The following is a 25,969-nucleotide window of genomic DNA, read 5'->3' as shown; positions in this document are numbered from 1 at the left end:
AAAATTGAAGCTAAACACAATAAAAGAAATTTAGAGTGTGTATTTTGCCAATACTTTTTGAACATCATAAACATTTACTTTTTTATTAAAGGTTTGAATAATACTTGGTTCTTTTTCACTTGAAATCCAGATTTTGAGTTCAGCATCTAAATCAAAAGTGCCGGCTGATTCTATTGAGAATCTTGATATACTTTTATAAGCGACAGATAAATATTCTGTTTTCTTGCCTGTTAATCCTTGAACATTAACCAGTATCAAACGTTTGTTCGTGAAAATTAGTGTGTCTCGAATAAGTTTAAAACCGATATCAATTTGCTCATTATCGATAAGTAATTGACTGTAATTTTCTGATAAATCCTCTGGACTTACAGCACCAGCGTTACCTAATAATGAAGAAAAAAATCCCATAATTGAAAGTTATTTAATTAAAATTTAAAGTTACGAAAGTCAATTAAATATACCTTTGCAATTCGAAATTTTCAAGTTATGAAATCAAAAAAAGTTGGATACTTATTTGTAGGCATTATTGCTTTGATTGTTGCTATCATTATTTATAAATTACCTCAGAAAATAGAAGCAAACCCTTCTCAAGCTAAATTTCATCAATATAGAGGAGAAGTTTATGGTACTTATTTTTCTATAGATTATCAATCTCATAAAGAGTTTAATAAAAAAGTTGATTCAATATTTAAAGCTATTGATCAAGCTGCAAGTGCTTATTTATCCAATTCTGAAATCAGTCGATTAAATAAAAATAGAGTTTTACAAAATGCATCTCCATTATTGTTAGAACATTTTGAGAAAGCTCATAAAATGTATGAATTTACAGATGGGTATTTTGATCCGACACTTTCATCTTTAATTGAAATTTGGGGTTTTGGGAAGAATACAAAACCAACTATTGATACAGCTTCTGTTAAAAAATATTTGAGCAAAATAGGTTTTAAAGATGCCTATGAGGTTGAAGGAAACGATATCAAATTATTAAAAGATTCAGTTGATGTCAACTTTACAGCAATGGGTGAAGGTTTTGCTATCGACGAAATAGCAGATTATTTTGATTCGAAATCAGTTCAAAATTATAAAGTAGAAATTGGTGGTGAAATGCGAACCAAAGGGAAAAGTTCTCGTGAAAAATACTGGTTAATTGGTCTACAAAATCCTGCTGCAGAAGATGATCCGAGTTTGGATCAATTAATGGCAAAATTGGAACTTCAAAATGAAGCTTTAAGTACATCTGGTACTTATAGAAAGTTTTTTATTGATGAAAAAGGCGTTAAACGCGGACATATCATCAATCCTAAAACAGGTTTTCCTGTTAAGCACGAATTAGTTTCTGTAAGCGTTATTTCAGAGTCGACTATATTAAGTGATGCGACTGCAACTGCAATGATGGCGATGGGTTTTGAAGAAGCAAAAGCTTTTGTCAGTGAAAAAAGCAGTGTTGAAGCTTTCCTGATTTACGAAACTACCGATGGCTTAAAATCATGGCAAACGGAAAATCTGAGAACTAAAGATTAAGACTTAAATAGAATGTGATAAAGTTTCTTAAAGTTATCTTCACCAAGCATCCAAGAGACTTTTTCAACTTCATCTGATTCTGAATTGCTAGATTTTTGAATTTTTGGCGCTAAAATAAATGTTATTACTGCTGAAACTGAACCAATAATACCGATGCTTTCGGTAAATTGAGAAACGATAAACCAGAAAATTATATAAGTGACAATAAAAAGAATAAGGCCTAATATTTTAGCTTTTTTATAAATCATTTTTCAAACAAAATTAAAGCGACTACAAATCATTTGTAGCCGCTTTCAAAAGTACAAAAAGCCTTTATATTTTTAAGATTCGTTTTTGACAATTTCAATTAAATTATCAACAGTTTCAGGATTAAGTAGAGTCGAAGTGTCTCCTAAATTATCAAATTCCTGAGAGGAAATTTTCCTTAAAATACGTCGCATTATTTTGCCACTTCTTGTTTTAGGCACAGCCTCAACAAAATGAATTCGATCAAGCTTAGCAATCGGACCTATTTTATTTGTGATCATTTGGTTGATTTCTTTTTGCAAATTATTATGATCACGAGATTCTCCTTCTTCTTTAAGAATGATGAATCCTGCTAAAGCATTTCCTTTAATATCATGCGGATATCCAACAATTGCAGCTTCTGCGACGGCTGGATGCTCGTCAATTGCATCTTCAATTGGTGCAGTTCCTAAATTATGTCCTGATACAATCACGACATCATCAACACGGCCTGTAATCCTGTAATAGCCAACTTCGTCTCTCAAAGCACCATCACCAGTAAAATACATATTTTTATAAGCAGAAAAATAAGTTTCTACATAGCGCTGATGATTGTTATAGACCGTTCTTGCCATACTTGGCCAAGGATATTTAATGCAGAGTCGACCAGAAACAGAATTTTCCGTGATTTCATCGCCATTTTCGTCCATTAATGTAGGTTGAATTCCTGGTAGTGGGAGCGTGGCGTAAGTCGGTTTTGTAGGCGTGACATAAGGTAATGGAGAAATCATAATAGAACCAGTTTCTGTTTGCCACCATGTGTCAACAATTGGAGATTTCTTTTTACCAATATTATCATTATACCAATTCCAAGCTTCTTCATTAATAGGCTCACCAACACTTCCCAGAACTTTAATTGAACTTAGGTCATGTTTGTTAACATAATCAATCGATTGTTTAGCAAGAGCTCTAATAGCTGTCGGCGCTGTGTAAAGTTGATTGACTTTATGTTTGTCAACAATATCCCAAAAACGACCATAATCTGGATAAGAAGGAATTCCTTCAAACATTAAAGAAGTTGCTCCATTTAATAAAGGGCCATAAACAATATAGCTATGACCAGTAATCCAGCCGATATCAGCTGTACACCAGTAAACGTCACCTTTTTCATATTGAAAAACATTCTTAAAACTAAAAGCTGTATTCACCATATAACCTGCAGTTGTATGCACCATGCCTTTTGGTGTTCCTGTAGAGCCCGAAGTATATAGAATAAATAAAGGATCTTCAGCATCCATGACTTCAGCTTTACATTCAGAACTTGCAGACTTCAGAAGATCGTGCATCCATAAATCACGACTTTCTTTCATGTTTACTTTTTCATGTGTTCTCTTGACAACCAAAGTTTTTTCAATGGTTTTACAATTTTCTAAAGCTTCATCGCAGATGTTTTTAAGATTTAAAGTTTTCTTGCCACGATAAGATCCATCGGAAGTAATAAGTATTTTACAGCCAGAATCATTAATTCTTGAAGCAATTGCAGTCGCAGAAAAACCAGCGAAAACCACAGAATGTATCGCACCAATTCGAGCACAAGCCAAAAGACTAACAGTTAAATCAGGAATCATAGGTAGGTAAATACAAACGCGATCACCTTTCTTGATGCCTTGTTCTTTCAACACATTTGCCATTTTGTTGACTTGTCTGTGTAATTCTTTATAAGTGATGTAAACCGTATCCTCATTAGGATTGTTAGGTTCCCAAATAATTGCATTTGAGTTGGCTTGACGATCTAGATGTCTGTCAATACAATTTTCTGTGATGTTGAGTTTCGCATTTTTAAACCAGCTCACTTTAGCATTTTCTTTATCCCAATCTAAAATTTGATCCCATTTTTGATGCCAATCAAAATTGCGTTCAGCAATTGTATGCCAGAAATTTTCAGGATCGTTTTCTGAAATGCGATAAACATCCATATACTTCGCTAAGGAATCAATATTGTAATATGTATCGGTTAATGCACGTAAAGATTTTGTGACAATATCTTTGTCGTAGGCAAAAGCACCAACTTTTTCTTTCTCAAAAGTTTCAATGATATCATTGATCACCATCGGATCTTCAATGGTTGAAGGAATGCTATATTTTTTACCATCAACAATTTTACGGATTGTTTTTCTAAGAATTTTACCGCTTCTTGTTTTTGGCAAACGATCAACAACAATTACATTCTTTAGTGAAGCAACTGCACCAACTTTATCCCGAACAATCTGAATAATTTCAGATTCTAACTTAAAGTGTTCATAGCTTTCTTCGCCAATTTTAGGAACAACAAGAGCCAAAGGAACTTGTCCTTTCAGGTTATCTTCCATGCCGATAACAGCGCATTCCGCAATAACATCATGGCTTGCGATAGCTTCTTCAAGTGCAGCAGTTGATAATCTGTGACCAGAAACATTAATCACATCATCTATACGACCAGTGATAAATATATTTCCTTTGACATCTTTATAACCACCGTCACCAGAAAAATAATATTCAGGAAATCTGCTTAAGTAACCTGCACGATAACGTTCAATTGAACCCCATAAACCACTCATAAAGCCAGGAGGAAGAGGAAGTTTAATGGAAACGTAGCCTTCAGTATTTTCTGAAACCAGTTCACCATCTTCATCTAAAATATCGACTTGATAGCCAGGAACAGGACGACCGACAGATGAGGCAGGTTGATCAATAGGTTGATCTGAGTTCATGAAATTTGAAATAATTGGCCAGCCAGATTCAGTTTGCCACCAATGATCGACAACAGGAACTTTAAGGTGTTTTTTTGTCCAATTCAAAGTTTGTTCATCGCAACGCTCACCAGCAAGGAATTGATATTTTAATGAACTGATGTCATATTTTTTAATCAATTTCCCTTCAGGATCTTCACGTTTGATCGCACGAAAAGCTGTTGGTGCAACAAACATGACATTCACTTGGTGTTCTTCAATAACGCGCCAAAAAGCACCAGCATCAGGCGTTTTAACAGGCTTACCTTCATATAAAACGGTTTTGGTTCTATTAATTAATGGTGCGTAGGTTGTAAAGCTATGTCCAACAGCCCAACCAATATCAGATGCAGCCCAAAATGTTTCATCAGGTTTAGCATCGTAGACATTTGTCATTGAATATTTTAAGGCTACAGCATAACCACCAGTATCTCTCATAATTCCTTTAGGCGAACCAGTTGTACCAGAAGTGTAAAGAACGTAAAGTGGGTGATCAGAATTAAGCGGTAAATATGTTTCAGGTTCTGATTTTTCTACGAGAGTATTATAATCAATATCATAACTTTGTTGAGGGTTTTCAGCACCTAATTTTCGGTTATGAATAATGACATTATCTGGTTTGTGTTTAGCCATTTTAATAGCTTCATCAACCATAGGTTTATAGGGAATTATTCTATCAACTTCAATTCCTGAAGTTGCTGTTAAGAGAACTTTAGGTTTGATATCATCGATTCGCAAAGCCAATTCTTTTGGAGCAAAACCGCCAAAAACAACAGAATGAGTGATGCCGAGTCTTGCACAAGCTAACATGCTAAAAATGGCATGTGGAATCATGGGCATATAGATGACAGAGGTGTCTCCTTTTTTAAGACCCAAACCCTTAAGACCGCCTGCCAGTTTTTCAACTTCTTTTTTGAGATCATTATAAGTGTATTTGATGATGTTTTGTCTGACTGCAGAATCGTAAATCAAAGCAACTTCATCACCGTAACCATCTTCAATATGTTGATCGATGCAGAGGTAGCTCATGTTTGTTTTTCCATCAGCAAACCAATGATACATGCCATCATCAGATTGTTCTATGCCTTTTTGAGGAGGCTTTAACCATTTGATTTTGCTTGCTTGATCTAACCAAAATTGTGAAGGATTAGCAATACTTTTTTTGTATTCTTTTTCGTAATTCATAAAAGTTATATTGTGGTAAGTGATTGTATAAGTGATAATCTAAAATCTGATTAGATTATACTCAAATATATATTTAAACTTAAAAATAACTAAACAAACCTATTGTCATTTTTGTTAAAATATTTTTATTTTGTTGAAAATTATAAAAATTAACTAAATCGATTTTATTTCTATTGAAATAGGCTTTAAATCCTTATTTTTACTAAAAATTATTGCAATGAAAATTTTAATATCACCAGCTAAATCACTTGATTTAGAAACAGATTACGATAAACGTTATAATTCAAAACAACAATTTTCTAAAGAAGCTGATAAACTAAATCATATTTTAGCAGAAATGTCTAAAAAAGAAATTTCAGAATTGATGAGCATAAGCGACAAATTAACTGCGCTAAATTATGATCGCTATCAAGATAAAAAATCAGGAAAGACGGAAGATGATAGAGCAGCCATATTTATGTTTGATGGTGATGTTTATGATGGGTTAGATATACAATCTTTTAAAAAAGACGAATATGAAGATTTACAAGAAAAACTTCGTGTTCTTTCAGGAATGTACGGCATGCTGAGGCCTTTTGATGTCATTTCACCTTACAGGTTAGAGATGGGTACAAAACTTAAGGTAGATGAAAACAAAAATCTTTATGAGTTTTGGAAAGAAAAATTAACTTCAGCTCTTGAAAATGAAATGAAAGAAGATGAATTATTAGTGAATCTTGCGAGTCAAGAGTATTTTAAAGCTATTGATAAAATGAAATTCAAATCTAGATTGATTTCTCCTGTGTTTAAAGATTTTAAATACGGTAAACTCAAAGTGATCAGTTTTTATGCAAAAAAGGCGAGAGGACAAATGGTGAATCATATCGTTAAAAATAAAGTCGATGATTTAGATGGCATCAAAAATTTTAATATGGATGGTTATAAATTCAGTGCTGACGAAACTCAAAAGGAAACTGAACCTGTTTTTATTCGATAAATAAAATTTAAATATAATCTAACAAATATGACTAAAGGCATAAGTATATCTGAATAACTTCATTAAATTTGCGATTTGAATTTCAAGTTTTTAGGTTATGTTAAACACACAAGTCGAAGCCAATAAATCCAGCTTAAATGCACTTTCAGTTGAAGATTTTGCAAGTCAAGCATCAAATAATAATGTTTTTATTTTAGATACTAGAGATCCTGAGAGTTTTAGGACGTCTTTTATTCCACAAAGTTTAAATTTAGGTTTAGGTAATAATTTTGCACCTTGGATGACGCGTATTTTCCCTAATAAAAGCACAAAAATTATATTGGTTTGTGAAGCAGGAGCACTTTGCCAATGTGAAGCTTTATTAAATGAATTGGGTTATCATAATATTTTAGGCTATTTAGAAGGTGGATTTCAATCTTGGGTGAATTCTAACAAAGAAATTGATTTTATAGAAAGACTCAGTATAGATCAATTTGCTAAAGCATGCCATAAAAATAAAAAAATTGTTGATGTAAGACATGATGTTGAGTACTTTTCTCAACATGTTATAAATGCAGAAAACATTTCTTTAGATAATTTGATAGAGGAGAAGCAGAGTTTTGAAAACGAACCTTGTATACTTTATTGTCAAGGTGGTTACAGAAGCATGATTGTTGCTTCGCTTTTAAAAAGGGAAGGTTTTGAAGAAGTCAAGGATGTTGAGGGTGGTTTTAGTGAAATTATCGAACACGACATTGAGTTGACTCCTTATAAATGTCCAACCAATTTTCAGAAATAAAATATCACTAATTCTACTGATATTCTATAAGTGTAACCCGCACTCAGTTTTAGGGTTGTTATTCCATCGTCCGCTTCGATCTTTACCAGGAACTGTACAATGTGAACATCCTATTGAGTGATAGCCTTTGGCGACTAAAGGGTGAAAGGGAAGTTGATGTTTTTCAATGAATGCGTCACGTTCCTCTTTTGTAACATCTAAAAGTGGATAAAACTTCAAAATTCCATTTCTAACTTCAAAAATATCTAAAGTTTCTCTATGATCACTCTGCCATTTCATCAAACCAGAAACCCAAACATTATAGTGTTTTTTAATACTTTCTAAAGGTTTTACTTTATTTATCGAACAACAAAAATCAGGATTTTTTTTCCAAGTTTCATCTTGCGTCGTAAAATCATGTTCTTCCTTTATAGCTCTAATAGATTTGACATTTAATCCGTATTTTTCAGTCAACTGAGCTTTGTACTTCAACGTATCTTCGAAGTGATAACCTGTATCGATAAAATACACGACTTGTTTTTTATTAATGTCTGAAAATATTTTCAGTAAAAAAGCTGAAGTGGCAGCAAAAGAACTTGTGAGCATCACTTCGTTCAAATCAAAGTCTTCATAAAGTGTTTCAATACGTTGGCAAACACTTAATTTTTTATATTTATTATTCAATTCATCAACATCATTTGTTGTGAATTTTCTTTTCTCATCTACAATCATGAATTCGAATATAATGACAAAAATATAAATATTTTTAATTCATCGATAAAATATGAAATCTTATTCAGGATAAATTTATCTTAATTAGAAAATGTTCAGAAAAAAGATCACTTTTGTAAAGTGATCTTTTTGTAAAAATTCAAGAAGTTTAAGATTCTGATTCTTGAGAAATCTTAGTGATTTCAATACTCAATTTCTCATCATCTTTATTGAGATCCATTAAAATAGAATCACCTTCATCAATATCAGAATTGACAATCTTTTCAGCTAAAGCATCTTCAATATATTTTTGAATAGCTCTATTTAATGGTCTTGCGCCATATTGTCTGTCATAACCTTTGTCTGCAATAAAAGTTATTGCTGCATCGGTTAACTTTAAGTTGTATCCAATACTTGCTATACGCTTAAATAATTGTTCTAGTTCGATAAGAATGATCTTTTCAATGTCTTCTTTTTCAAGCGCGTTAAATATAATAACATCATCAACTCTGTTCAAAAACTCTGGAGAGAAGGCTTTTTTAAGAGCGCCTTCAATCACTTTTCGGTTATTTTCATCTTTTTGGCTTTGTTGAGCCTTTGTTCCAAAACCAACACCAGTTCCAAAATCTTTGAGTTTTCTAGCACCCACGTTAGATGTCATGATGATAATTGTATTTCTAAAATCAACTTTACGACCTAAACTATCAGTTAAGTAACCATCATCTAAAACTTGCAATAACATATTGAAAACATCTGGATGTGCTTTTTCAATTTCATCAAGAAGAACAACTGCATAAGGCTTGCGTCTGATTTTTTCGGTTAATTGGCCGCCTTCTTCATAACCAATATAGCCTGGAGGTGCACCAATTAATCTTGAAGTTGCAAATTTCTCCATGTATTCACTCATATCAAGTCTGATCAATGAATCTTCATTGTCAAATAACTCTCTTGCCAGTACTTTTGCAAGTTGCGTTTTACCAACACCAGTTTGTCCTAAAAAGAAGAATGAACCAATTGGTCGGTTAGGGTTTTTAAGTCCTGCGCGATTTCTTTGTATCGCTCTCACAACTTTGTTGACAGCTTCTTCTTGGCCAATCACTTTACCTTTTATGGTATTTGGTAATTCAGCTAATTTATTGCTTTCAGTTTTAGCTATTCTGTTAACAGGAATGCCGGTCATCATGGAAACAACATCAGCGATATTTTCATCATTGACGCTTATTTTATTTTCTTTTGATTCGCGTTCCCATTCTTCTTGTGCTTCTTTAAGGTTTTGCTCGAGTGTTTTTTCATTATCTCTTAATCGAGCAGCTTCCTCGTATTTTTGCTTTTTGACAACAGAGTTTTTTTCTTTTCTGATTTCTTCAAGCTCTTTTTCAATTTTAATCAAGCGTTCAGGAACATTCATGTTCGTAATATGAACGCGACTTCCAGCTTCATCAAGTGCATCGATAGCTTTATCTGGTAGAAAACGATCAGACATATAGCGATTTGTTAGCTTCACACAAGCTTCAATGGCTTCATCAGAATATAAAACATTGTGGTGATCTTCATATTTTTCTTTAATGTTATGAAGAATCTCAACAGTTTCTTCAATCGTCGTAGGTTCAACGATGATTTTTTGAAAACGACGTTCTAATGCACCATCTTTTTCAATATGCTGTCTATATTCATCAAGTGTTGTAGCACCGATACATTGTATCTCACCACGTGCTAAAGCAGGTTTAAACATATTACTTGCGTCCAAACTTCCTGTTGCGCCTCCGGCACCAACAATGGTATGAATTTCATCTATGAAAAGAATGATATCTTCATTTTTTTCAAGCTCGTTCATGACGGCTTTCATACGTTCTTCAAATTGACCTCTATATTTAGTCCCAGCCACGAGGCTAGCTAAATCAAGTGTTACAACACGTTTATCGTATAATATTCGTGAAACTTTTCTACTGATAATTCTCAAAGCAAGGCCTTCAGCGATGGCTGATTTACCAACACCTGGTTCACCGATTAAAAGAGGGTTGTTCTTTTTACGACGGCTCAAAATTTGAGAAACACGCTCAATTTCTTTCTCTCGACCCACAACAGGATCAAGCTTACCTTCATTAGCCATTTCAGTTAAATCGCGACCGAAGTTATCTAAAACTGGAGTTTTAGATTTCTTTGCGGTTTTAGTTTTTTTAGAAGAAACACTCCCTGAAAATGGATTTTTACTTGTTTCATCATCAGCCTGTGGTGATTCAGACTTGAAAGTCTCATCATCATTCATATCTATGTAATCTCCGTCTTGAGTCAGCATCGTTTTAAATTCCTCTTTTACATTCTCGTAATCAATTTTGTATTTATTGAGAAGTTTTGTTGTTGGATCGTTTTCATTTCTTAAAATACACAACAGCAAATGTGCGGTGTTGATCAAAGAGCTTTGAAACAGTTTAGCTTCCAGAAAAGTTGTTTTCAATGCACGTTCAGCTTGACGCGTTAAGTGCAAATTTTTCTTTTCATTGCTAAATGCTGTATTTTCATGATCAGAAGGATTGAGTATCTCAACTTTTCTTTTGAGATGCTCTAAATCGATTTGTAGAGTCCCTAATATATTGATCGCTTTACTTGAAGAATCTTTCAGCAAGCCAAGCATTAAATGTTCTGTACCGATGAAATCATGACCTAAGCGAAGCGCTTCTTCTTTGCTTGAGGCAATAACTTCCTTCACCTTTGGAGAAAAATTGTCATCCATAACCTAATTAATTTTGGTTTTAATATATCAATTATAATACCTTATTATGTAAAAGCAATATTTAATGGCAAATTTAACGAAACATGAAATTTTGTCAGCCTCTAAAAAATCCTGATTACAAGGTCTTATTTGATGTGCATTCATGCTAATTTAGTCAATAATTTATGTAAATTAGCAGCTTTCAAATTTAATTTAATAAATTTTTATATATGGCTGAAGGAGAACAGTTAATCCCCATCAACATAGAAGACGAAATGAAATCTGCTTACATTGATTACTCAATGTCAGTGATTGTTTCACGAGCGCTTCCAGATGCTAGGGATGGTTTGAAACCTGTGCATAGAAGAGTTTTGTTTGGGATGCACGAATTAGGTGTTTTTTCAAATAGGTCTCATAAAAAATCTGCAAGAATTGTTGGAGAGGTTTTAGGTAAGTATCACCCACACGGGGATACCTCTGTTTACGATACAATGGTGAGGATGGCGCAAAGTTGGAGTCTGAGATATCAGTTAGTCGATGGCCAAGGTAACTTTGGTTCCGTTGATGGTGATAGTCCTGCGGCAATGCGTTATACTGAAGCTAGAATGCAGAAGATCAGTGAAGAAATGTTATCTGATATTGAAAAAGAAACAGTTGATTTCTCACTTAACTTTGATGATACTTTAGAGGAACCAACCGTTTTACCAACGCGAGTTCCAAATTTATTGGTGAATGGCGCAAGTGGTATTGCTGTTGGTATGGCAACAAACATGGCACCACACAACTTATCTGAAGTTATTGGTGGTACAATTGCCTATATCGATGATAAAGATATTGAGATTGAAGGCTTGATGCAGCATATTAAAGCGCCAGATTTTCCTACTGGAGGTGTTATTTATGGTTATGATGGCGTAAGAGAAGCTTTCAAAACAGGTCGAGGCCGTGTTGTAATGCGTGCTAAAGCAACCTTTGAAGAAGTTAAAGGTAAAGAATGTATCGTTGTTACTGAAATACCTTATCAAGTCAATAAAGCTGACATGATTAAGAAAACAGCTGACTTAGTCAATGAGAAAAAGATTGATGGTATTTCACTAATCCGTGACGAATCGGATAGACATGGAATGCGTGTTGTTTACTTCTTAAAGCGCGATGCGGTTCCTAATGTTGTCTTGAACACATTATTTAAGCATACAGCATTACAATCTTCTTTTAGCGTTAATAACATTGCTCTAGTTAATGGAAAACCTGAGCAGTTAAATCTAAAAGACTTAATTGTTCATTTTGTAGATCATAGACATGATGTTGTAATCAGACGTACAAAATACCTTTTACGAAAAGCGGAAGAACGCGCTCATATTTTAGAAGGCTTAATTATTGCTTCAGACAATATTGATGAAGTGATTGCTTTGATTAGAGGTTCTAAAAATGCAGACGAGGCTAGACAGAAATTGATTGACAGATTTGAATTGTCAGAAATTCAAGCAAAAGCAATCGTTGAAATGCGTTTGCGTCAATTAACTGGTCTTGAGCAAGATAAATTAAGAACCGAGTATGATGAGTTGATGGAAACCATCGCTGACTTAAAAGATATTTTAGGAAGTGAAGAACGCAGAATGGAAATCATCAAAAATGAACTTTTAGAAATAAAAGAAAAATATGGTGACGAAAGACGTTCTGAAATCAACCTTGCTGGAGGCGACGTCAGTATTGAAGATATGATTCCTGATGAAAGCGTGATTATCACAATTTCTCATGCAGGATATATCAAACGTACACCACTTAGTGAATACAAAATTCAAAATAGAGGAGGCGTTGGACAAAAAGCATCAACCACTCGTGATGAAGACTTTTTAGAATATATGTTTGCTGGGACAAATCACCAGTACATGTTGTTCTTTACACAAAATGGTAAATGTTTCTGGATGCGTGTTTATGAAATTCCTGAAGGTAGTAAAACTTCAAAAGGTCGCGCAATTCAGAATTTGATTAGTATTGATCCTAATGACAGAATCAATGCATTTATATGTGTTCAAGATCTCACTGATGAAGAATACATCAATAATCATTTTGTTTTAATGGCAACCAAAAAAGGTCAAGTGAAGAAGACTGTTTTAGAACAATATTCTAGACCTAGAAGTAACGGAATTAACGCAATTACTATTAAAGAAGGTGATGAATTACTCTCAGCAACTTTAACAACTGGAGATAGTGATGTTATGCTTGCTGTAAGAAGCGGTAAAGCTATTCGTTTTGAAGAAGATAAAACGAGACCGATGGGACGAAACGCTTCTGGTGTTCGTGGCATAAAACTTGCGAATGATAATGATGAAGTTATCGGCATGGTTCCAATTAACGATCCTCAGGATGAAACAATTTTAGTTGTCTCTGAAAATGGATATGGAAAACGAACATTCATTGATGACGAGGATGGTGATGCTGTTTACAGAATTACCAACAGAGGCGGTAAAGGTGTTAAAACAATTTCCATCTCTGAAAAAACAGGTGATTTAGTTGCTATCAAATCTGTTAAAGATGAAGATGATTTAATGATCATTAAAAAATCAGGTGTTGCAATTAGAATGTCAGTTTCAGATCTTCGTGTCATGGGTAGAGCAGCGCAAGGCGTCAAATTAATTAATTTGAAAGATGATGATTCTATCGCAGCAGTTGCTAAAATTGTTAACCAAGATAAAGACGAAGACATCGAAATTGATGATGATGTTGAGAACCAAGCTGATGATAATCTGAATGACGATAACGTTGATTCAGCTAACAAAAATGAAGAAAACTAAGAAACAAAGTAAAATTATGAAGAAGACAATTTTTAGTTTAGCACTTTTAGCTACAACTAGTTTATTTGCACAGAAATCAGAAGTTAAAGATGCTCAAGATGCGATCGAAAATGAAGATTTCTCAAGTGCGATTAGTTATTTAAAAACTGCAAAAAAATTAAAATCTGACCTTAATGATAAATGGTTGTCTAGATTTTATTTAGCACAAGCACAATCTCACTCAATGCGAGCATTTAGCGGTAACTCTCAAGATATGATGAGTGATATTGATATTGCTGTGAATGCTTATGAGGAGGTTATTAAACTAGGTAGAGATGTTGAAGATGCTAAAATGGGTGTTGCAAGTCTCAAAGATAATCTGGTAAATTCAGCTATTGATGATCAGAAAAAAGGTGAAAACTCCCTTGCAGCTGACAAGTTGTACAAATCTTACAACATGAATGAACAGGATACAATGTATCTGTATTACGCTGCTTCATCTGCTGTTAACGCACGCGATTATGACGAAGCTTTAACTTACTATAAGCGTTTAATGGATATAGAATACACAGGTGTTCGCACAAACTACATTGCAACTGATGTTGAGTCTGGTGAAGAAGTTACTTTTAATTCTAAAGAGGAAAGAGACTTTTCAGTAAAATCTGATCAATACACGAATCCAAAAGACGATGTAACAGAATCTGTTAGAGGTGAAATAGCAAAAAATATTTCATTGATCTATATTCAACAAGAGAAAACAGATGAAGCTTTAATAGCAATTGAAGAAGCAAAAAAAGAAAATCCAAATGATATTGCAATTATTCAAGCTGAAGCTGACCTTCATTACCGTTTAGGTAATATTGAAAAGTACAGTGATTTAATGAAAAAGGCTGTTAAGCAAGACCCTAATAATGCAAATCTGCATTATAATTTAGGTGTAAGTGCTGAGCAATTAGGTGATATTAAAACAGCTCAGAAATACTATAAGCAAGCTATTGAATTAGATCCAGAGATGGAAAATGCCTATATCAATATGGCAACGACAACACTTTCTAAAGAACGTGAAATTGTAGAAGAAATGAATTCTTTAGGAACTTCAAAAGCTGATAACAAAAAGTATCAAAAACTAAATGAGGAGAAAAAGCAATACTATTCTGATGCTTTGCCTTATTTAGAAAAAGCTATTGAAATCAACCCACAGAATATCGGTGCAATGCAGACATTGATGAACATCTATTTTCAACTCGGTAAGGATGAAAAAGCAGAAGAAATCAAATCTAGAATTGATGAGATTCGTAAATAAGATTTAATTTTTTTTAGAATTATACATAAAGAGCAGTTTTAAACTGCTCTTTTTTTTGTGCTTAAAGTTTAATTTTTTCTGAGTGGTTTATTAAATTAAAGCAGAATAAAATTGATGTTCCCGTTATGTAACAAGATTTATAACTATAGAGGCTACAAAGATTTATAGAATGCTTGAATTAAATGATAAGATTTAAAATAACTTATATCAAATTCTAAGTTTATATTCGTTATTTAAGATGAAACTATTTTGAAATGAAAAAAGATAGAACAGACAAGAAACCATGGCCAACTAAAGAAGCGATGATTCAGATTTATGAGAAAAATTTATGGGGAGGCAATGTTGATTTTTATTCAGGAGAAGGTTCTCATCATCCTTTAATCCTTAATCCATATATGGAGGCTGTCATTTCCATTTTAACTTCTTTTGAAAGCCCAATCCAAGTCTGTGATTTAGGTTGCGGGGATTTTAATGTGGGACGACAGCTTGTCAAACACACAAAAAATTATAAGGCTGTTGATATTGTACCAAGCTTAATTGAGTTTAACAAAAAAAAATATAAAAATTTGAATGTAAAATTTGAGTGTTTAGATATCGCTAAAGATCAGCTACCTCAAGCTGATTGCGTGATTCTAAGACAAGTTTTTCAGCATCTTTCAAACTTTGAAATCAAATCTATTCTTGATAAACTTTATCAATATAAGTATCTGATTTTGACTGAACATTTACCTCATGGCAGTTTTACTCCAAATAAAGATATTATATCGGGACAAGGAATTCGTCTTAAGAAAAACAGTGGTATCGATATTTTAGAGAGTCCTTTTAACTTTAAGGTTAAATCTGAAAAACTTTTATCAAACATAGTTTTAGAAAACCAAAAAGGATGTTTAGTCACTAAATTATATCAGATTTAGTCATTTTTAACAAATCTAAATTTTTTATTAATAAATGATCTATTTTATTCAATTTACACTGAAAGCAATAGATTAGTATAAAATCTAATTAGATATCAATATCATGAAAAAAGCAATTTTAACACTAAGTCTTTTAGCATTGACGGTTTCTTTTACCTCTTGTACAGAAAAGAAAGAAGAAAAAACTGTTATTAAAGAGGTTGAAAAAGAAGCTCCTGAAAATGAAGGTGCTTTAGAACGTGCCGCTAAAAAAGTTGATGACAAAGTCAATAAAGAAATTGACGAGAAAATTGACGAAATTGATTAAATCAATTAATCTTGATTTGACTCAAATAAAATTCAAAACAGCGAAGAGCGTGCTTATTCTTCGCTGTTTTTTAATATAAATAGTTTAGATTATTTCTGCTGAAATGCCTGCGTCTAGTATTTCTAAGCAACGTGGTTTAAGCTCTTCGTAACTACCAGACTTAACACCACATTTACCTTTATAATGTATAATAATAGTGCATTGTTCAGCTTGAGTAGGTGAGTGGTCACATGTTGCAATCAATGTTTCAATAACATGATCGAAAGTGTTGTAATCATCATTAAAAACAACAATTTCATTTTCAGAGGCTTTCTGAGTTTCAACTTTGGTTTTCTTCTGAGTTTTTTCTTTAGTGCTCATTTTCAATCATTTCGAGATGAAAAATACAAATTTATAATGAATGTTTGAATTTTGCAGCAATCCACTTATCTTTTAAATTGTGTTTAACATATTCTAAACCTAGATCAGCAGCTGCATTGATGATTTGATCAAAATCTTCATCATAAAATCCACTGAAATAAATATCTCCATCCTTATTGAGATGGTCAACATAAGTCGACATATCATTTAAAAGAATATTCCTATTGATGTTTGCGAAAATGACATCATAGGAATCCTTAATTTGATCAGCACCGCCTAGAAAGCATTGTCCAGATAACTTATTTTTTTGTAGATTTTCTTTTGTATTGTCAATACACCAATCATCAATATCAATAAAGTCGGCTTTTTTAGCTTTTTTCATCAGAGCTAAAATTCCTAAAACACCAGTTCCGCAACCCATATCTAAACAAACTTTATCTTGAAAATCATCTTCCAATATAAACTTAAGAATCATGTAAGTTGTGGCGTGATGTCCTGTTCCAAAGGACATTTTGGGTGTAATGACAATATCATAATCTACCTTTTCAGCCTGATGAAACTCAGCTCTTACCAGACATTGGTCACCAACACGAATTGGGTCAAAACTTGATTCCCAAACAGCATTCCAATTCTGTTCTTCAACTTCTTCAATACGATAATCAATTTCAAATTCATCTTGATTCAAAACATAAATGTCGGAGAGAATATCATCTCGAAGTTGATCTTCCTGAATGTAAGCTGATAAGCCATTTTCTTTATCTTCAAAACTTTCAAAACCCAATTGACCAAGTTCAGCCAACAAGATTTCTCTTGCTGGCTCTAGTGGATTTATTGTAAAGTGGTAAGCTTTATACTTCATTCAAAACTATTTATAATTGCTGTAAAATCTTCTGCTTTTAAAGCTGCGCCACCAATAAGACCACCATCAACATCTTTATTTGCAAAAATATCTTTGGCATTTCCTGGCTTTACACTTCCACCATATAAAATAGAAGTTCCTTCTGCTATTTCTGATGAAAATTGATTTGATAAAAGCTTTCTGATGTGTGCATGCATTTCTTGCGCTTGCTCTGGCGATGCTGTTTCACCGGTTCCAATTGCCCAAACTGGTTCATAAGCAATCACAACATTTTTCATTTGATCAGCAGATAAATGAAATAAGCTTTCAGAAAGTTGATTTTTCACAACTTTAAAATGATTTTCATCTTTTCTATCTTTCAATTCTTCACCAACACAAAAAATAGGTTTTAAATCATTTTTTAAAGCTTGATCAACTTTAGATTTGAGCAATTCTGAACTTTCTTTATAAATTGCTCGACGTTCACTATGTCCAAGAATCACATAAGTCACACCAACACTTTTAAGCATTTCAGCAGAAACTTCACCGGTAAAAGCACCTCGATCTGATTCATGCATGTTTTGAGAACTCAATTCAATAGAGCTTCCTGTTATCAATTCATTTGCTATAGCTAAGTTAGTATAGCTTGGTGCAATAATGACTTCTGTTGTTTCTGAAAAATCAGATTTTTTAAGATTTTTAATCAATTCAGAAGCAGCATTTGCATTTGCATTCATTTTCCAATTTCCCGCAACAATATTCTTTCTCATTATATAATTTTTTAAAATTTAAATCACTTTAGGGTCTAAAATACGATATATGACATCAACTAAAATATTTATCATAATAAATATTGATGAAATTACAAGTACAGCACCCATAATCACTGGTAAATCAAGTGTGTTTAGTGCGTCAACAATTTCTTTCCCTAGCCCGTTCCAACCAAATATGTATTCCACAAAAACTGCACCTGCTAACATTGAGGCAAACCAACCTGAAATTGCAGTGACAACAGGGTTGAGCGAATTTTTGAAAACATGTTTTCTTAAGATGTAATTCATTTTTAAGCCTTTTGCTTTTGCAGTTCTCACATAATCTTTAGAGAGCTCCTCTAAAACAGAGTTCCGCATCAATTGAATAACAACAGCCAAAGGACGAATTCCTAAGACAAAAGCTGGTAAAATTAAATTTTTAAGGACGAGCTGTCTTTCTTCACCAAAATCATCTAGTTCATAGAGGTTTCCTGTCATATTAAGATTGGTGTATTTTTCAAGAACAAACCCGAAAATCCATGCAAATAAAATGGCGCTAAAAAAGGATGGCAAACTCATTCCAAATGTGCTGATCACTTGAATGCCTTTATCAATTGCACGGTTTTCATTTAAAGCCGAAATCATACCTAGCGTCATCCCGATGATCAACGCAATTGTGATTGCTGTGATTGCCAAAATAGCTGTATTTGGTAACGTTTCCTGAATGATTGCAGTGACAGGTTTATTTTGTTTCTGAAATGATTCTCTGAGATATGGGAACTTCAAAACTAGTTGAGATGTTTCCATTTCAAAAAGTGACAGATAAGAAACTGATTTATCACTGATATAAGTATAATCGTTTTCATCTTTAGAATGTAATGACAAAATCGATAAATCATTTAAATAATAAAGATATTGTTGATGAGTTGGCTGATCAAAACCATATTTGTGTCTGAGTTGTTCAACTTGTTCTTGGGTTTGCGTTTGGCCCAACATCATTTTAGTTGGGTCGCCGGGCAAGACATTAAAAAGTATGAAAATAGCTGTCACAACACCAAATAAGGTGAGAATTGCATAAGCGGTTTTGACAGCAAAATTTTTCATTTAATCGTTGCTATATTAAAACTCATCAGCATTTTGCCAATGTAATTTTTGTTGAATAACACCGTTTTTAATCACAACTATACCTGGATTAGATCTTACAATGGCTTTAATTGTTGTTTCATCACAAACATAAAAATCTAGATGAATACCATAGTTTTCTTCCAATTCAGAAATTGACTCATTTCCTGAAGCACTGACACCAATAATGCGATAATTTTTAGCTTTTGCTTTATCAATGACTTTTTTGATGGCCGGCCATGCTTGATTTTCTGATCGACTAAGGTTGTATGCAGGAATCATCAATAATTTTTCTTCAGTTAATAATTCTTCAGTTTTGTCTTGATCATTTTTCATTAAAGTGAAATCATGAATAGGAGGGACATAACCTTCATCGATAACTTCTGTGGTGACATTAACGAATTCGCCATCAACCTCAGGATAAGCGCCATTTGTTTCATAAATATTTTTCTCTCCATCAACTATAAATTCCCACTGAAACAGAGTAACAGGCTCTTGTGCACCTTCAGGAATACTCATATCTTCTTGTATATTAACGCCAGTTTTATAAGCTCTAAAATCAACAACAGGAAGGTTGATTAAAACATGATAACCTAAATAAAAGCATAAAATTGTTGTGACAAAGACTATCCATTTTAAAGAAGCTTTTGCAAAAAGAGGCTTGATATATCTAGAATTAAAAAAGATAATCATAATCAAGAAACTCAAAATAATATCTTTATAAAATGATTGCCAAGGTGTTAAAGGGATCGCATCTCCAAAACAACCACAATCCGTTACTTTGTTGAAATAGGCAGAATAGAATGTCAGGAAAGTGAAGAAAATCATCATCAAAACAAGTGTCCATTTCGTGACAGTTTTTGCATAACCAATAATGAGAGCAACACCGAGTAAGACTTCTAAAATCACTACAAATATAGCGATGAGTAAAGCATAAGGCTCTAAAAAGGGAAGGTTGAGAACGCCTGAACTAAAATATTCTTCTAGTTTAAAACCAAAACCAATTGGGTCGTTCAATTTTACTAATCCGCTGAAGATAAAGACGATACCGACTAAAAATCTCGCTATTTGTGTAATTTTATTTTGCATTTTTTTGAATTTTGAGATGAATCAAAGCAAAGACCGCGTAATTAATCATATCCTGATAATTCGCATCAATCCCTTCACTGACGAGTGTTTTACCACTATTATTTTCGATTTGCTTGACACGATGTAATTTTTGTAGTATTAAATCTGTCAGTGAACTGACACGCATATCTCGCCAAGCTTCTCCATAATCATGATTTTTATCAAGCATTAAATTTTTAGATTCAAGCAAGTATTTATCATAAAGTTTTATCGCTTCTTCATGTTCCATATCTGGCTGATTGACAACTCCTTTGTAATATTGAATTAAAGCCATGATTGAATAGTTAATGATGCCGATAAATTCAGCATCTTGTGCTTCATTAACTTTTGAAACTTTATTGACTTGAAGGCTTCTGATGCGTTGCGCTTTGATAAAAATTTGATCTGTCAAAGATGGTAATCTTAAGATGCGCCAAGCACATCCGTAATCTTTCATTTTTTGAAGAAAGAGTGCTCTAGACTCTTCCGTGATTTTATCGTATTGCGCTGAAGTATTTAATTCTGAAAATTGATTCACTTGATTGTTTTTCATTATGTAAATGCTGGTCTTTTATTCTTCTTCCTCTTTTTCTTCTAATTTGAAATCATTATCCTTTTTAGGCTTTTTATCTTTATCGTTATCAAGATAAATTCTTTCTTCTTTTCTAAACTGATCAACGCGATATGAAATTCCAAAGTTGATTCCCCAGCGGGTTGGTGTATTTTTCAAATTGGTAAAAGCAGAAATATCAAACTGAAGTTGCTTGGTTAATAAATAAGCCATTCCTCCTCTAAAAATCTCATCACTGTAATAATCGCCAATAATTGTTTGAAACTCTCCAAATAAAGCATAGCGGCCACCCAACGAATGAGTTAGTGTGAAGATTCCTGCGTACGAACTATAATCGGTGGAGATTTTGTCTGCATAAAAGTTAGAAACCAACACCCAACGTCTATAATTGTGTTGAGTAATCACACCGACTTTAGGAGAGTATGAAGGTTCATCTTCATACAAAAATGGATTATCACCAAATGAAAAATTTAAACCAGCATAGGCTGAAACAGCAGGAATTAAATCACTCCATTGCAGGGTATTGTTTTTCTTCCAACTGATGTAATTAGGTTTTTCTTTCTTTTTTAAACTTCTTAAATAGGGGTCGAACACCAAATACTTAGCACCAATTGTGTTCGATCTAAAATTAGAATAACTCGTACTTTCTGTTGATGAACCTTGAGGGTATGTGAGCTCTGCAGATTCATAAACGCCATCAAGAACAAGCTCTAATCTTTCTAAAACAAAACCATATCTTAATTGGTAATCAAAACCAAACGACTCTGTTTTTGTATCGAGTAAATTGTGTTTATCATTATTGTAAAAACCACCAACTTCTGCCTGAATCACTCCATTCCCAGGAGAGAAGGCACCTTGTGAAGATCCTGGTCGGTTGGTGTTGATCGTTTCTGTATATTGAGCTTGTGCAAATTGAACAGCTATAAAGCCTAAAGCCACAAAAATTATTTTCTGCATTCGTGTTTTTTTCAAATATAATTGAAATTATCAATATTTTATAAGACTCGACTACTTTTTAAAACAACGAATCAATACATTTGTAGATTGAATTTTTAAGCAACTCTATGGATTTTTTAGAAACCTTATTAATCATACTTCTCGTATTTTTTGCTCTTCGGATACTTCTTAAGTGGGCAGCACCTTACATTTTTAAATTTTTCATGAAGAAGGTTCAAAATAAATTTGAGAATCAATTCAATAATCAGCAACAATCAAGACCTCACCAAAAGAGTGATCAAAATATTATTAATGATGATAAATCATCACGTCGAACCAACGATAAAAAGGTTGGTGAATATATTGATTACGAAGAGATTGAATAAACTTTAATTATGAAAAAAAAATTACCTCAGTTAGCTAAGCATGGACTTGTTGTTATTGGTTTTATGCTTGTTGCTGTTCTATATTTCAGTCCTGTTTTAAGTAACAAAATTATCTACCAAAGTGATATTGCACAATACATTGGCATGTCAAAACAACATAAAGACTTCAAGGCTGAAACAGGAGAGGAAAGCTATTGGACTGATGCTGCTTTTGGCGGAATGCCAACTTATCAACTCGGTGCCGATTACCCTTATCACTTTATCAAGTCTATTGATAGAGGTTTACGTTTTTTACCACGACCTGCAGATTATCTTTTTCTTTATTTTATTGGAATTTATATTCTTTTTTTAACACTTAAAGTAGATTACCGACTTGCAATACTAGGTTCATTGGCTTTTGGGTTTTCAACTTACTTAATCATTATTCTTGGTGTTGGTCACAATGCTAAAGCGCATGCGATTGCTTACTTTCCGCTTGTGATTAGCGGAATTTTATTGCTCTTTCAGAAAAGAAAAATTCTCGGTTTTATCACCTTATTTTTGGGCATGTCATTGGAATTGGTCGCCAACCATTTCCAAATGACTTATTATTTGTTCCTTCTTGTGCTTGTTATTGGGATTGTATATTTAGTTGATGCTTACAAAAAGAAAGAGCTTAAACAATATTTTTCAGCAATAGGTTTAATGCTAGTTCCTGTTTTATTAGCGATTGGTGTGAACTCGACGAATATTTTAGCAACACAAGAATACACTGAATTTAGTACCAGAGGAGACACAGGTTTAACGATAAACCCTAATGGAAGTCCGAAAGCTTCTTCAGCTTTGAGTTATGAATATATCACAGAATACAGTTATGGTATTTTAGAAAGTTTCAACTTATTTATACCAAGATTCATGGGTGGCTCAAGTTCTGAAACTTTAGACTCAACTTCAGAATCTTATAAAGAATTACTTCAACTAGGGTATTCAACACAGCAAGCACTCGGATTTGTTAAAAATGCACCGACTTATTGGGGCGATCAGACATTTATCGGTGCGCCAGCCTATATTGGTGCAAGCTTGATTTTCTTATTTGTGCTAGCACTTTTCTTAGTGAATTCTAAAACAAAAAAATGGATTATCGGCGGTGTTATCTTAAGTTTAGTTTTGTCTTGGGGCGATAATTTTGCTTTTGTCACAAAGTTCTTTATCAATTATGTTCCTCTTTATGACAAATTCAGAGCTGTTTCATCTATACAAACGATTATTGAATTCGTTGTTCCAGTTCTGGGTGTTGTTGGTTTAGCTGCATTCTTTAACTCTCAAAAATCAAAGAAGGAAAAAGAAAAAGCACTTTATTATTCGGCCGGTATTTTAGGTGGATTAGCATTGATATTTATTTTATTCAAAAATGTATTATTCGATTTTTCATCTCCACGTGATGCACACTTTATTCAAGGATACGGAGCGAAATTTGTTCGTGCTTTAAAAATTGACAGACAAGATATGCTGGTCAGTGATGCTCTAAGATCATTGGCAATTGTACTTGTTGCAGCAGGAATTTTATGGTTGTATTTACTAAATATAGTGAAGAAAAATCTTGTGATCCTAGGTTTGGGAATTTTGGTTTTAGTCGATTTAATTCCGATCAACAGAAATTATGTAAATGAAGATGATTTTGTTGCACAAGTTCAAATGAAAGAACCTTTTCAGGCACAAGCCTACGATCTTGAAATCATGAAAGATCAATCTCATTATCGCGTTCTAGATGTGTCCCAAAGTAGATCAAATTCAATAAGGGCAGCTTTAAACTCTGCAAGGGCATCATATTTTCATAACTCAATTGGTGGTTATCATGCTGCCAAGCCAGGTCGCGTTCAAGATCTATTTGACTTCGATGCTTTTAAAAGAAATCAGGATGTTTTAAACATGCTCAATGTCAAGTATTTAATCGTCAATGCAGAAGATGGCGTGAGAGTTCAGCAAAATGAATCAGCATTTGGAAATGCATGGTTTGCAGAAAAAGTAAACTTCGTCAAAAATGCTAACGAATCTATTAAAAGCCTTGACACAGTTGATTTAGCAAGAACTGCGGTTGTTGAAAGCAAGTATAAAAAACATATTTCAAAAGAAAATTATCAGCCACAATTTGGGGATCAAATAGAATTGACAAATTATACACTCAATGAATTAACTTATAAATACAAACTGAATTCTAAACGATTAGCTATTTTTTCTGAATTGTATTACTCAAAAGGTTGGCAAGCTTATTTAGATGGTGAAAAAGTTGATCATTTTGCAGTTGATTATGTGCTCAGAGGTTTGGAACTTCCTGAGGGCGAGCACCAAATTACTTTTAAGTTTGAACCACAAGTCATCTCACGAGGAAACACAATTACTTTAGCGAGTTACGGTATTTTTATCTTACTTTTGGCGGGCTTGTTTTTTCAAAGAAAAAAGAGAACTGACTAAATGAAAAAAGTCCTAATCATTACTTATTATTGGCCTCCAGCTGGTGGACCAGGTGTGCAACGCTGGTTAAAATTTTCAAAATATTTACCTGAATACGGTATCGAACCAGTTGTGTTTAAACCAAAAAATCCGAGCTACCCAACTTCAGACCGTTCTCTTTTAAGTGAAGTTCCTTACGATTTAGAAATTATTGAAAAGTCGATATTTGAGCCTTATGCATTGGCACAATTGTTTTCAAAAAAAGATACCAAGTCACTGAGCAAAGGCATTATTAAATCTAAAGAAAAACAATCAAGGCTTCAGAGACTGATGCTTTATATTAGAGGTAATTTTTTTATACCAGATGCACGAAAATTCTGGATTAAGCCTTCAGTTAAAACGATTTCAAAAATAATTGATTCTCAAGAATTTGATTGCGTTATTACAACTGGTCCACCACATAGTTTGCATTTAATTGGACATAAATTAAAAAATAAATTTCCTCAATTGCATTGGATTGCAGATTTTCGAGATCCATGGACAAATATCGGTTATCATAAAGATTTAAAATTAAGTAAAAATTCAGCTCAGAAACATCTTGCATTAGAAAGTGAAATACTCAATTTAGCTGACGATGTGTTGGTAACAAGTTTTGAAACTAAAAATGAATTTGAAGCAAAAACATCTAAACCGATTCATTTAATTACAAATGGTTTTGATGAAGCTGACCCTGTAGAAGCTGAGCTTGATGAAAACTTCACGCTTTCTCACATAGGTTCCCTAATGAGTCAGAGAAATCCTGAAATTTTATGGCAAGCTTTGTCAGAATTGATTCAAGAAGTTGAGCATTTCAAATCTTTCTTTGAGTTGCGTTTGGTTGGTAATGTCAGCGAACAAATCATTGATTCTATTTATAAAAATGGACTTAAAGAGTATCTCAATCTTACAGGTTATGTCGATCATCAAACGGCTTTAAATTTTCAACATAGCTCACAAGTTCTTTTATTAATAGAAATTAATTCAGAAGAAACCCGTGGTATTATCCCTGGAAAAGTCTTTGAATATTTACGAACTGGAAGACCTATCTTAGCGATTGGACCTAAACATTGGGATGTTGAAAAAATTATTGAGGAAACGCAAACAGGACACTGTTTTGACTATGAAAGTAAAGAGAATTTGAAGGCATTAATTCTTAGCTATTTTAAATCTTTTTTGAATGGTAAACTAAAAGTGCAGCCCAATAATATCACTCAATACAGCAGACAGAGTTTGACAAAAAAACTATCTGAAGTTATTTTAAAATAATTGTTTAAAACGTC

Annotated in this window: 22 protein-coding genes and 1 pseudogene; 10 read left to right on the top strand and 13 right to left on the bottom strand. The window is 33.2% G+C overall.

Features of this window, described 5'->3' with window-relative positions:
- Nucleotides 1-30 precede the first annotated feature (30 nt).
- On the bottom strand, nucleotides 31-408 hold the full coding sequence (locus CAP47_RS05505; RefSeq protein ID WP_100775729.1) for a PH domain-containing protein: 378 nt from the start codon (nucleotides 406-408) through the stop codon (nucleotides 31-33).
- A gap of 78 nt (nucleotides 409-486) precedes the next feature.
- Here CAP47_RS05505 and CAP47_RS05500 point away from each other — a divergent pair, with 78 nt between their 5' ends.
- Nucleotides 487-1,521: an FAD:protein FMN transferase gene (locus tag CAP47_RS05500; protein ID WP_100775728.1), complete on the top strand. Its 1,035-nt coding sequence runs from the start codon at nucleotides 487-489 to the stop codon at nucleotides 1,519-1,521.
- On the opposite strand, the gene CAP47_RS05495 is transcribed toward CAP47_RS05500, so the two are convergent.
- The 3 genes and pseudogenes from CAP47_RS05495 to CAP47_RS12635 all read right to left on the bottom strand — a co-directional run.
- Nucleotides 1,518-1,769: a hypothetical protein gene (locus tag CAP47_RS05495; RefSeq protein WP_100775727.1), complete on the bottom strand. Its 252-nt coding sequence runs from the start codon at nucleotides 1,767-1,769 to the stop codon at nucleotides 1,518-1,520. The genes CAP47_RS05500 and CAP47_RS05495 overlap by 4 nt on opposite strands.
- A gap of 72 nt (nucleotides 1,770-1,841) precedes the next feature.
- The gene (acs, locus tag CAP47_RS12640; protein ID WP_410523963.1) at nucleotides 1,842-3,743 is read right to left on the bottom strand and encodes an acetate--CoA ligase; all 1,902 of its coding nucleotides are present in this window, start codon (nucleotides 3,741-3,743) and stop codon (nucleotides 1,842-1,844) included.
- A 198-nt stretch (nucleotides 3,744-3,941) separates the two neighbouring features.
- Nucleotides 3,942-5,699 (bottom strand): annotated as a pseudogene (locus tag CAP47_RS12635) (AMP-binding protein); the annotation flags it as partial.
- Between the two features lie 217 nt (nucleotides 5,700-5,916).
- Here CAP47_RS12635 and yaaA point away from each other — a divergent pair.
- Nucleotides 5,917-6,675, top strand: a complete 759-nt coding sequence (gene yaaA, locus CAP47_RS05485; RefSeq protein ID WP_100775725.1) for a peroxide stress protein YaaA — start codon at nucleotides 5,917-5,919, stop codon at nucleotides 6,673-6,675.
- Nucleotides 6,676-6,772: 97 nt separating this feature from the next.
- Nucleotides 6,773-7,453, top strand: coding sequence for a rhodanese-like domain-containing protein (locus CAP47_RS05480; RefSeq protein WP_100775724.1), 681 nt, complete (start codon nucleotides 6,773-6,775; stop codon nucleotides 7,451-7,453).
- A gap of 24 nt (nucleotides 7,454-7,477) precedes the next feature.
- Here CAP47_RS05480 and CAP47_RS05475 read toward each other — a convergent pair whose 3' ends face one another.
- Nucleotides 7,478-8,164 carry a phosphoadenylyl-sulfate reductase gene (locus tag CAP47_RS05475; protein WP_100775723.1) on the bottom strand — a complete coding sequence of 229 codons (687 nt, stop codon included), beginning with the start codon at nucleotides 8,162-8,164 and terminating at the stop codon, nucleotides 7,478-7,480.
- 148 nt (nucleotides 8,165-8,312) lie between these two features.
- A complete protein-coding gene (locus CAP47_RS05470; RefSeq protein ID WP_100775722.1) occupies nucleotides 8,313-10,874 on the bottom strand; it encodes an ATP-dependent Clp protease ATP-binding subunit in 2,562 nt (853 codons plus the stop codon).
- Between the two features lie 209 nt (nucleotides 10,875-11,083).
- Here CAP47_RS05470 and gyrA point away from each other — a divergent pair, with 209 nt between their 5' ends.
- The 4 genes from gyrA to CAP47_RS05450 all read left to right on the top strand — a co-directional run bounded on the left by gyrA (nucleotide 11,084) and on the right by CAP47_RS05450 (nucleotide 16,148).
- The gene (gene gyrA / locus CAP47_RS05465) at nucleotides 11,084-13,645 is read left to right on the top strand and encodes a DNA gyrase subunit A (protein ID WP_100775721.1); all 2,562 of its coding nucleotides are present in this window, start codon (nucleotides 11,084-11,086) and stop codon (nucleotides 13,643-13,645) included.
- Nucleotides 13,646-13,661: 16 nt separating this feature from the next.
- Nucleotides 13,662-14,927: a tetratricopeptide repeat protein gene (locus CAP47_RS05460; RefSeq protein WP_100775758.1), complete on the top strand. Its 1,266-nt coding sequence runs from the start codon at nucleotides 13,662-13,664 to the stop codon at nucleotides 14,925-14,927.
- 254 nt (nucleotides 14,928-15,181) lie between these two features.
- Nucleotides 15,182-15,841, top strand: a complete 660-nt coding sequence (locus CAP47_RS05455; protein ID WP_100775720.1) for a class I SAM-dependent methyltransferase — start codon at nucleotides 15,182-15,184, stop codon at nucleotides 15,839-15,841.
- A gap of 103 nt (nucleotides 15,842-15,944) precedes the next feature.
- On the top strand, nucleotides 15,945-16,148 hold the full coding sequence (locus tag CAP47_RS05450; protein WP_093241282.1) for a hypothetical protein: 204 nt from the start codon (nucleotides 15,945-15,947) through the stop codon (nucleotides 16,146-16,148).
- An 84-nt stretch (nucleotides 16,149-16,232) separates the two neighbouring features.
- Here the strand turns inward: CAP47_RS05450 and CAP47_RS05445 are convergent, their stop codons facing one another.
- The 7 genes from CAP47_RS05445 to CAP47_RS05415 are packed head-to-tail and all read right to left on the bottom strand — an operon-like array spanning nucleotide 16,233 to nucleotide 21,855.
- Complete coding sequence (locus tag CAP47_RS05445) at nucleotides 16,233-16,508, bottom strand: ATP-dependent Clp protease adaptor ClpS (RefSeq protein WP_100775719.1); 276 nt, start codon at nucleotides 16,506-16,508, stop codon at nucleotides 16,233-16,235.
- 31 nt (nucleotides 16,509-16,539) lie between these two features.
- A complete protein-coding gene (prmA, locus tag CAP47_RS05440) occupies nucleotides 16,540-17,367 on the bottom strand; it encodes a 50S ribosomal protein L11 methyltransferase (protein ID WP_100775718.1) in 828 nt (275 codons plus the stop codon).
- The gene (gene tpiA / locus CAP47_RS05435; protein WP_100775717.1) at nucleotides 17,364-18,116 is read right to left on the bottom strand and encodes a triose-phosphate isomerase; all 753 of its coding nucleotides are present in this window, start codon (nucleotides 18,114-18,116) and stop codon (nucleotides 17,364-17,366) included. The genes prmA and tpiA overlap by 4 nt, the downstream gene beginning before the upstream one ends.
- Nucleotides 18,117-18,134: 18 nt before the next feature.
- Nucleotides 18,135-19,202, bottom strand: a complete 1,068-nt coding sequence (locus CAP47_RS05430) for an ABC transporter permease (RefSeq protein ID WP_100775716.1) — start codon at nucleotides 19,200-19,202, stop codon at nucleotides 18,135-18,137.
- Between the two features lie 15 nt (nucleotides 19,203-19,217).
- Nucleotides 19,218-20,309 (bottom strand): BT_3928 family protein, encoded by a 1,092-nt coding sequence (locus tag CAP47_RS05425; protein WP_100775715.1) that lies wholly within the window; start codon nucleotides 20,307-20,309, stop codon nucleotides 19,218-19,220.
- Entirely contained in the window at nucleotides 20,299-20,880 is a 582-nt protein-coding gene (locus tag CAP47_RS05420; protein ID WP_093241264.1) for a DUF1599 domain-containing protein, read from the bottom strand. Before CAP47_RS05420 ends, CAP47_RS05425 begins: the two co-directional genes overlap by 11 nt.
- Before the next feature lie 18 nt (nucleotides 20,881-20,898).
- Entirely contained in the window at nucleotides 20,899-21,855 is a 957-nt protein-coding gene (locus CAP47_RS05415; RefSeq protein ID WP_100775714.1) for a transporter, read from the bottom strand.
- A 107-nt stretch (nucleotides 21,856-21,962) separates the two neighbouring features.
- On the opposite strand from CAP47_RS05415, the gene CAP47_RS05410 reads away from it, so the two are divergent.
- From CAP47_RS05410 to CAP47_RS05400, 3 genes are read left to right on the top strand one after another with little or no spacing between them, the layout of a single operon-like run.
- Nucleotides 21,963-22,220 carry a DUF4834 family protein gene (locus tag CAP47_RS05410; RefSeq protein WP_093241257.1) on the top strand — a complete coding sequence of 86 codons (258 nt, stop codon included), beginning with the start codon at nucleotides 21,963-21,965 and terminating at the stop codon, nucleotides 22,218-22,220.
- Nucleotides 22,221-22,229: 9 nt separating this feature from the next.
- Nucleotides 22,230-24,671 (top strand): YfhO family protein, encoded by a 2,442-nt coding sequence (locus tag CAP47_RS05405; RefSeq protein ID WP_100775713.1) that lies wholly within the window; start codon nucleotides 22,230-22,232, stop codon nucleotides 24,669-24,671.
- A complete protein-coding gene (locus CAP47_RS05400) occupies nucleotides 24,672-25,955 on the top strand; it encodes a glycosyltransferase (protein ID WP_100775712.1) in 1,284 nt (427 codons plus the stop codon).
- Nucleotides 25,956-25,969 lie beyond the last annotated feature (14 nt).

The sequence above is a fragment of the Psychroflexus sp. S27 genome (assembly GCF_002810405.1).
Classification (GTDB): domain Bacteria; phylum Bacteroidota; class Bacteroidia; order Flavobacteriales; family Flavobacteriaceae; genus Psychroflexus; species Psychroflexus halocasei_A.
This window is presented reverse-complemented; position numbering and strand designations above follow the sequence as displayed.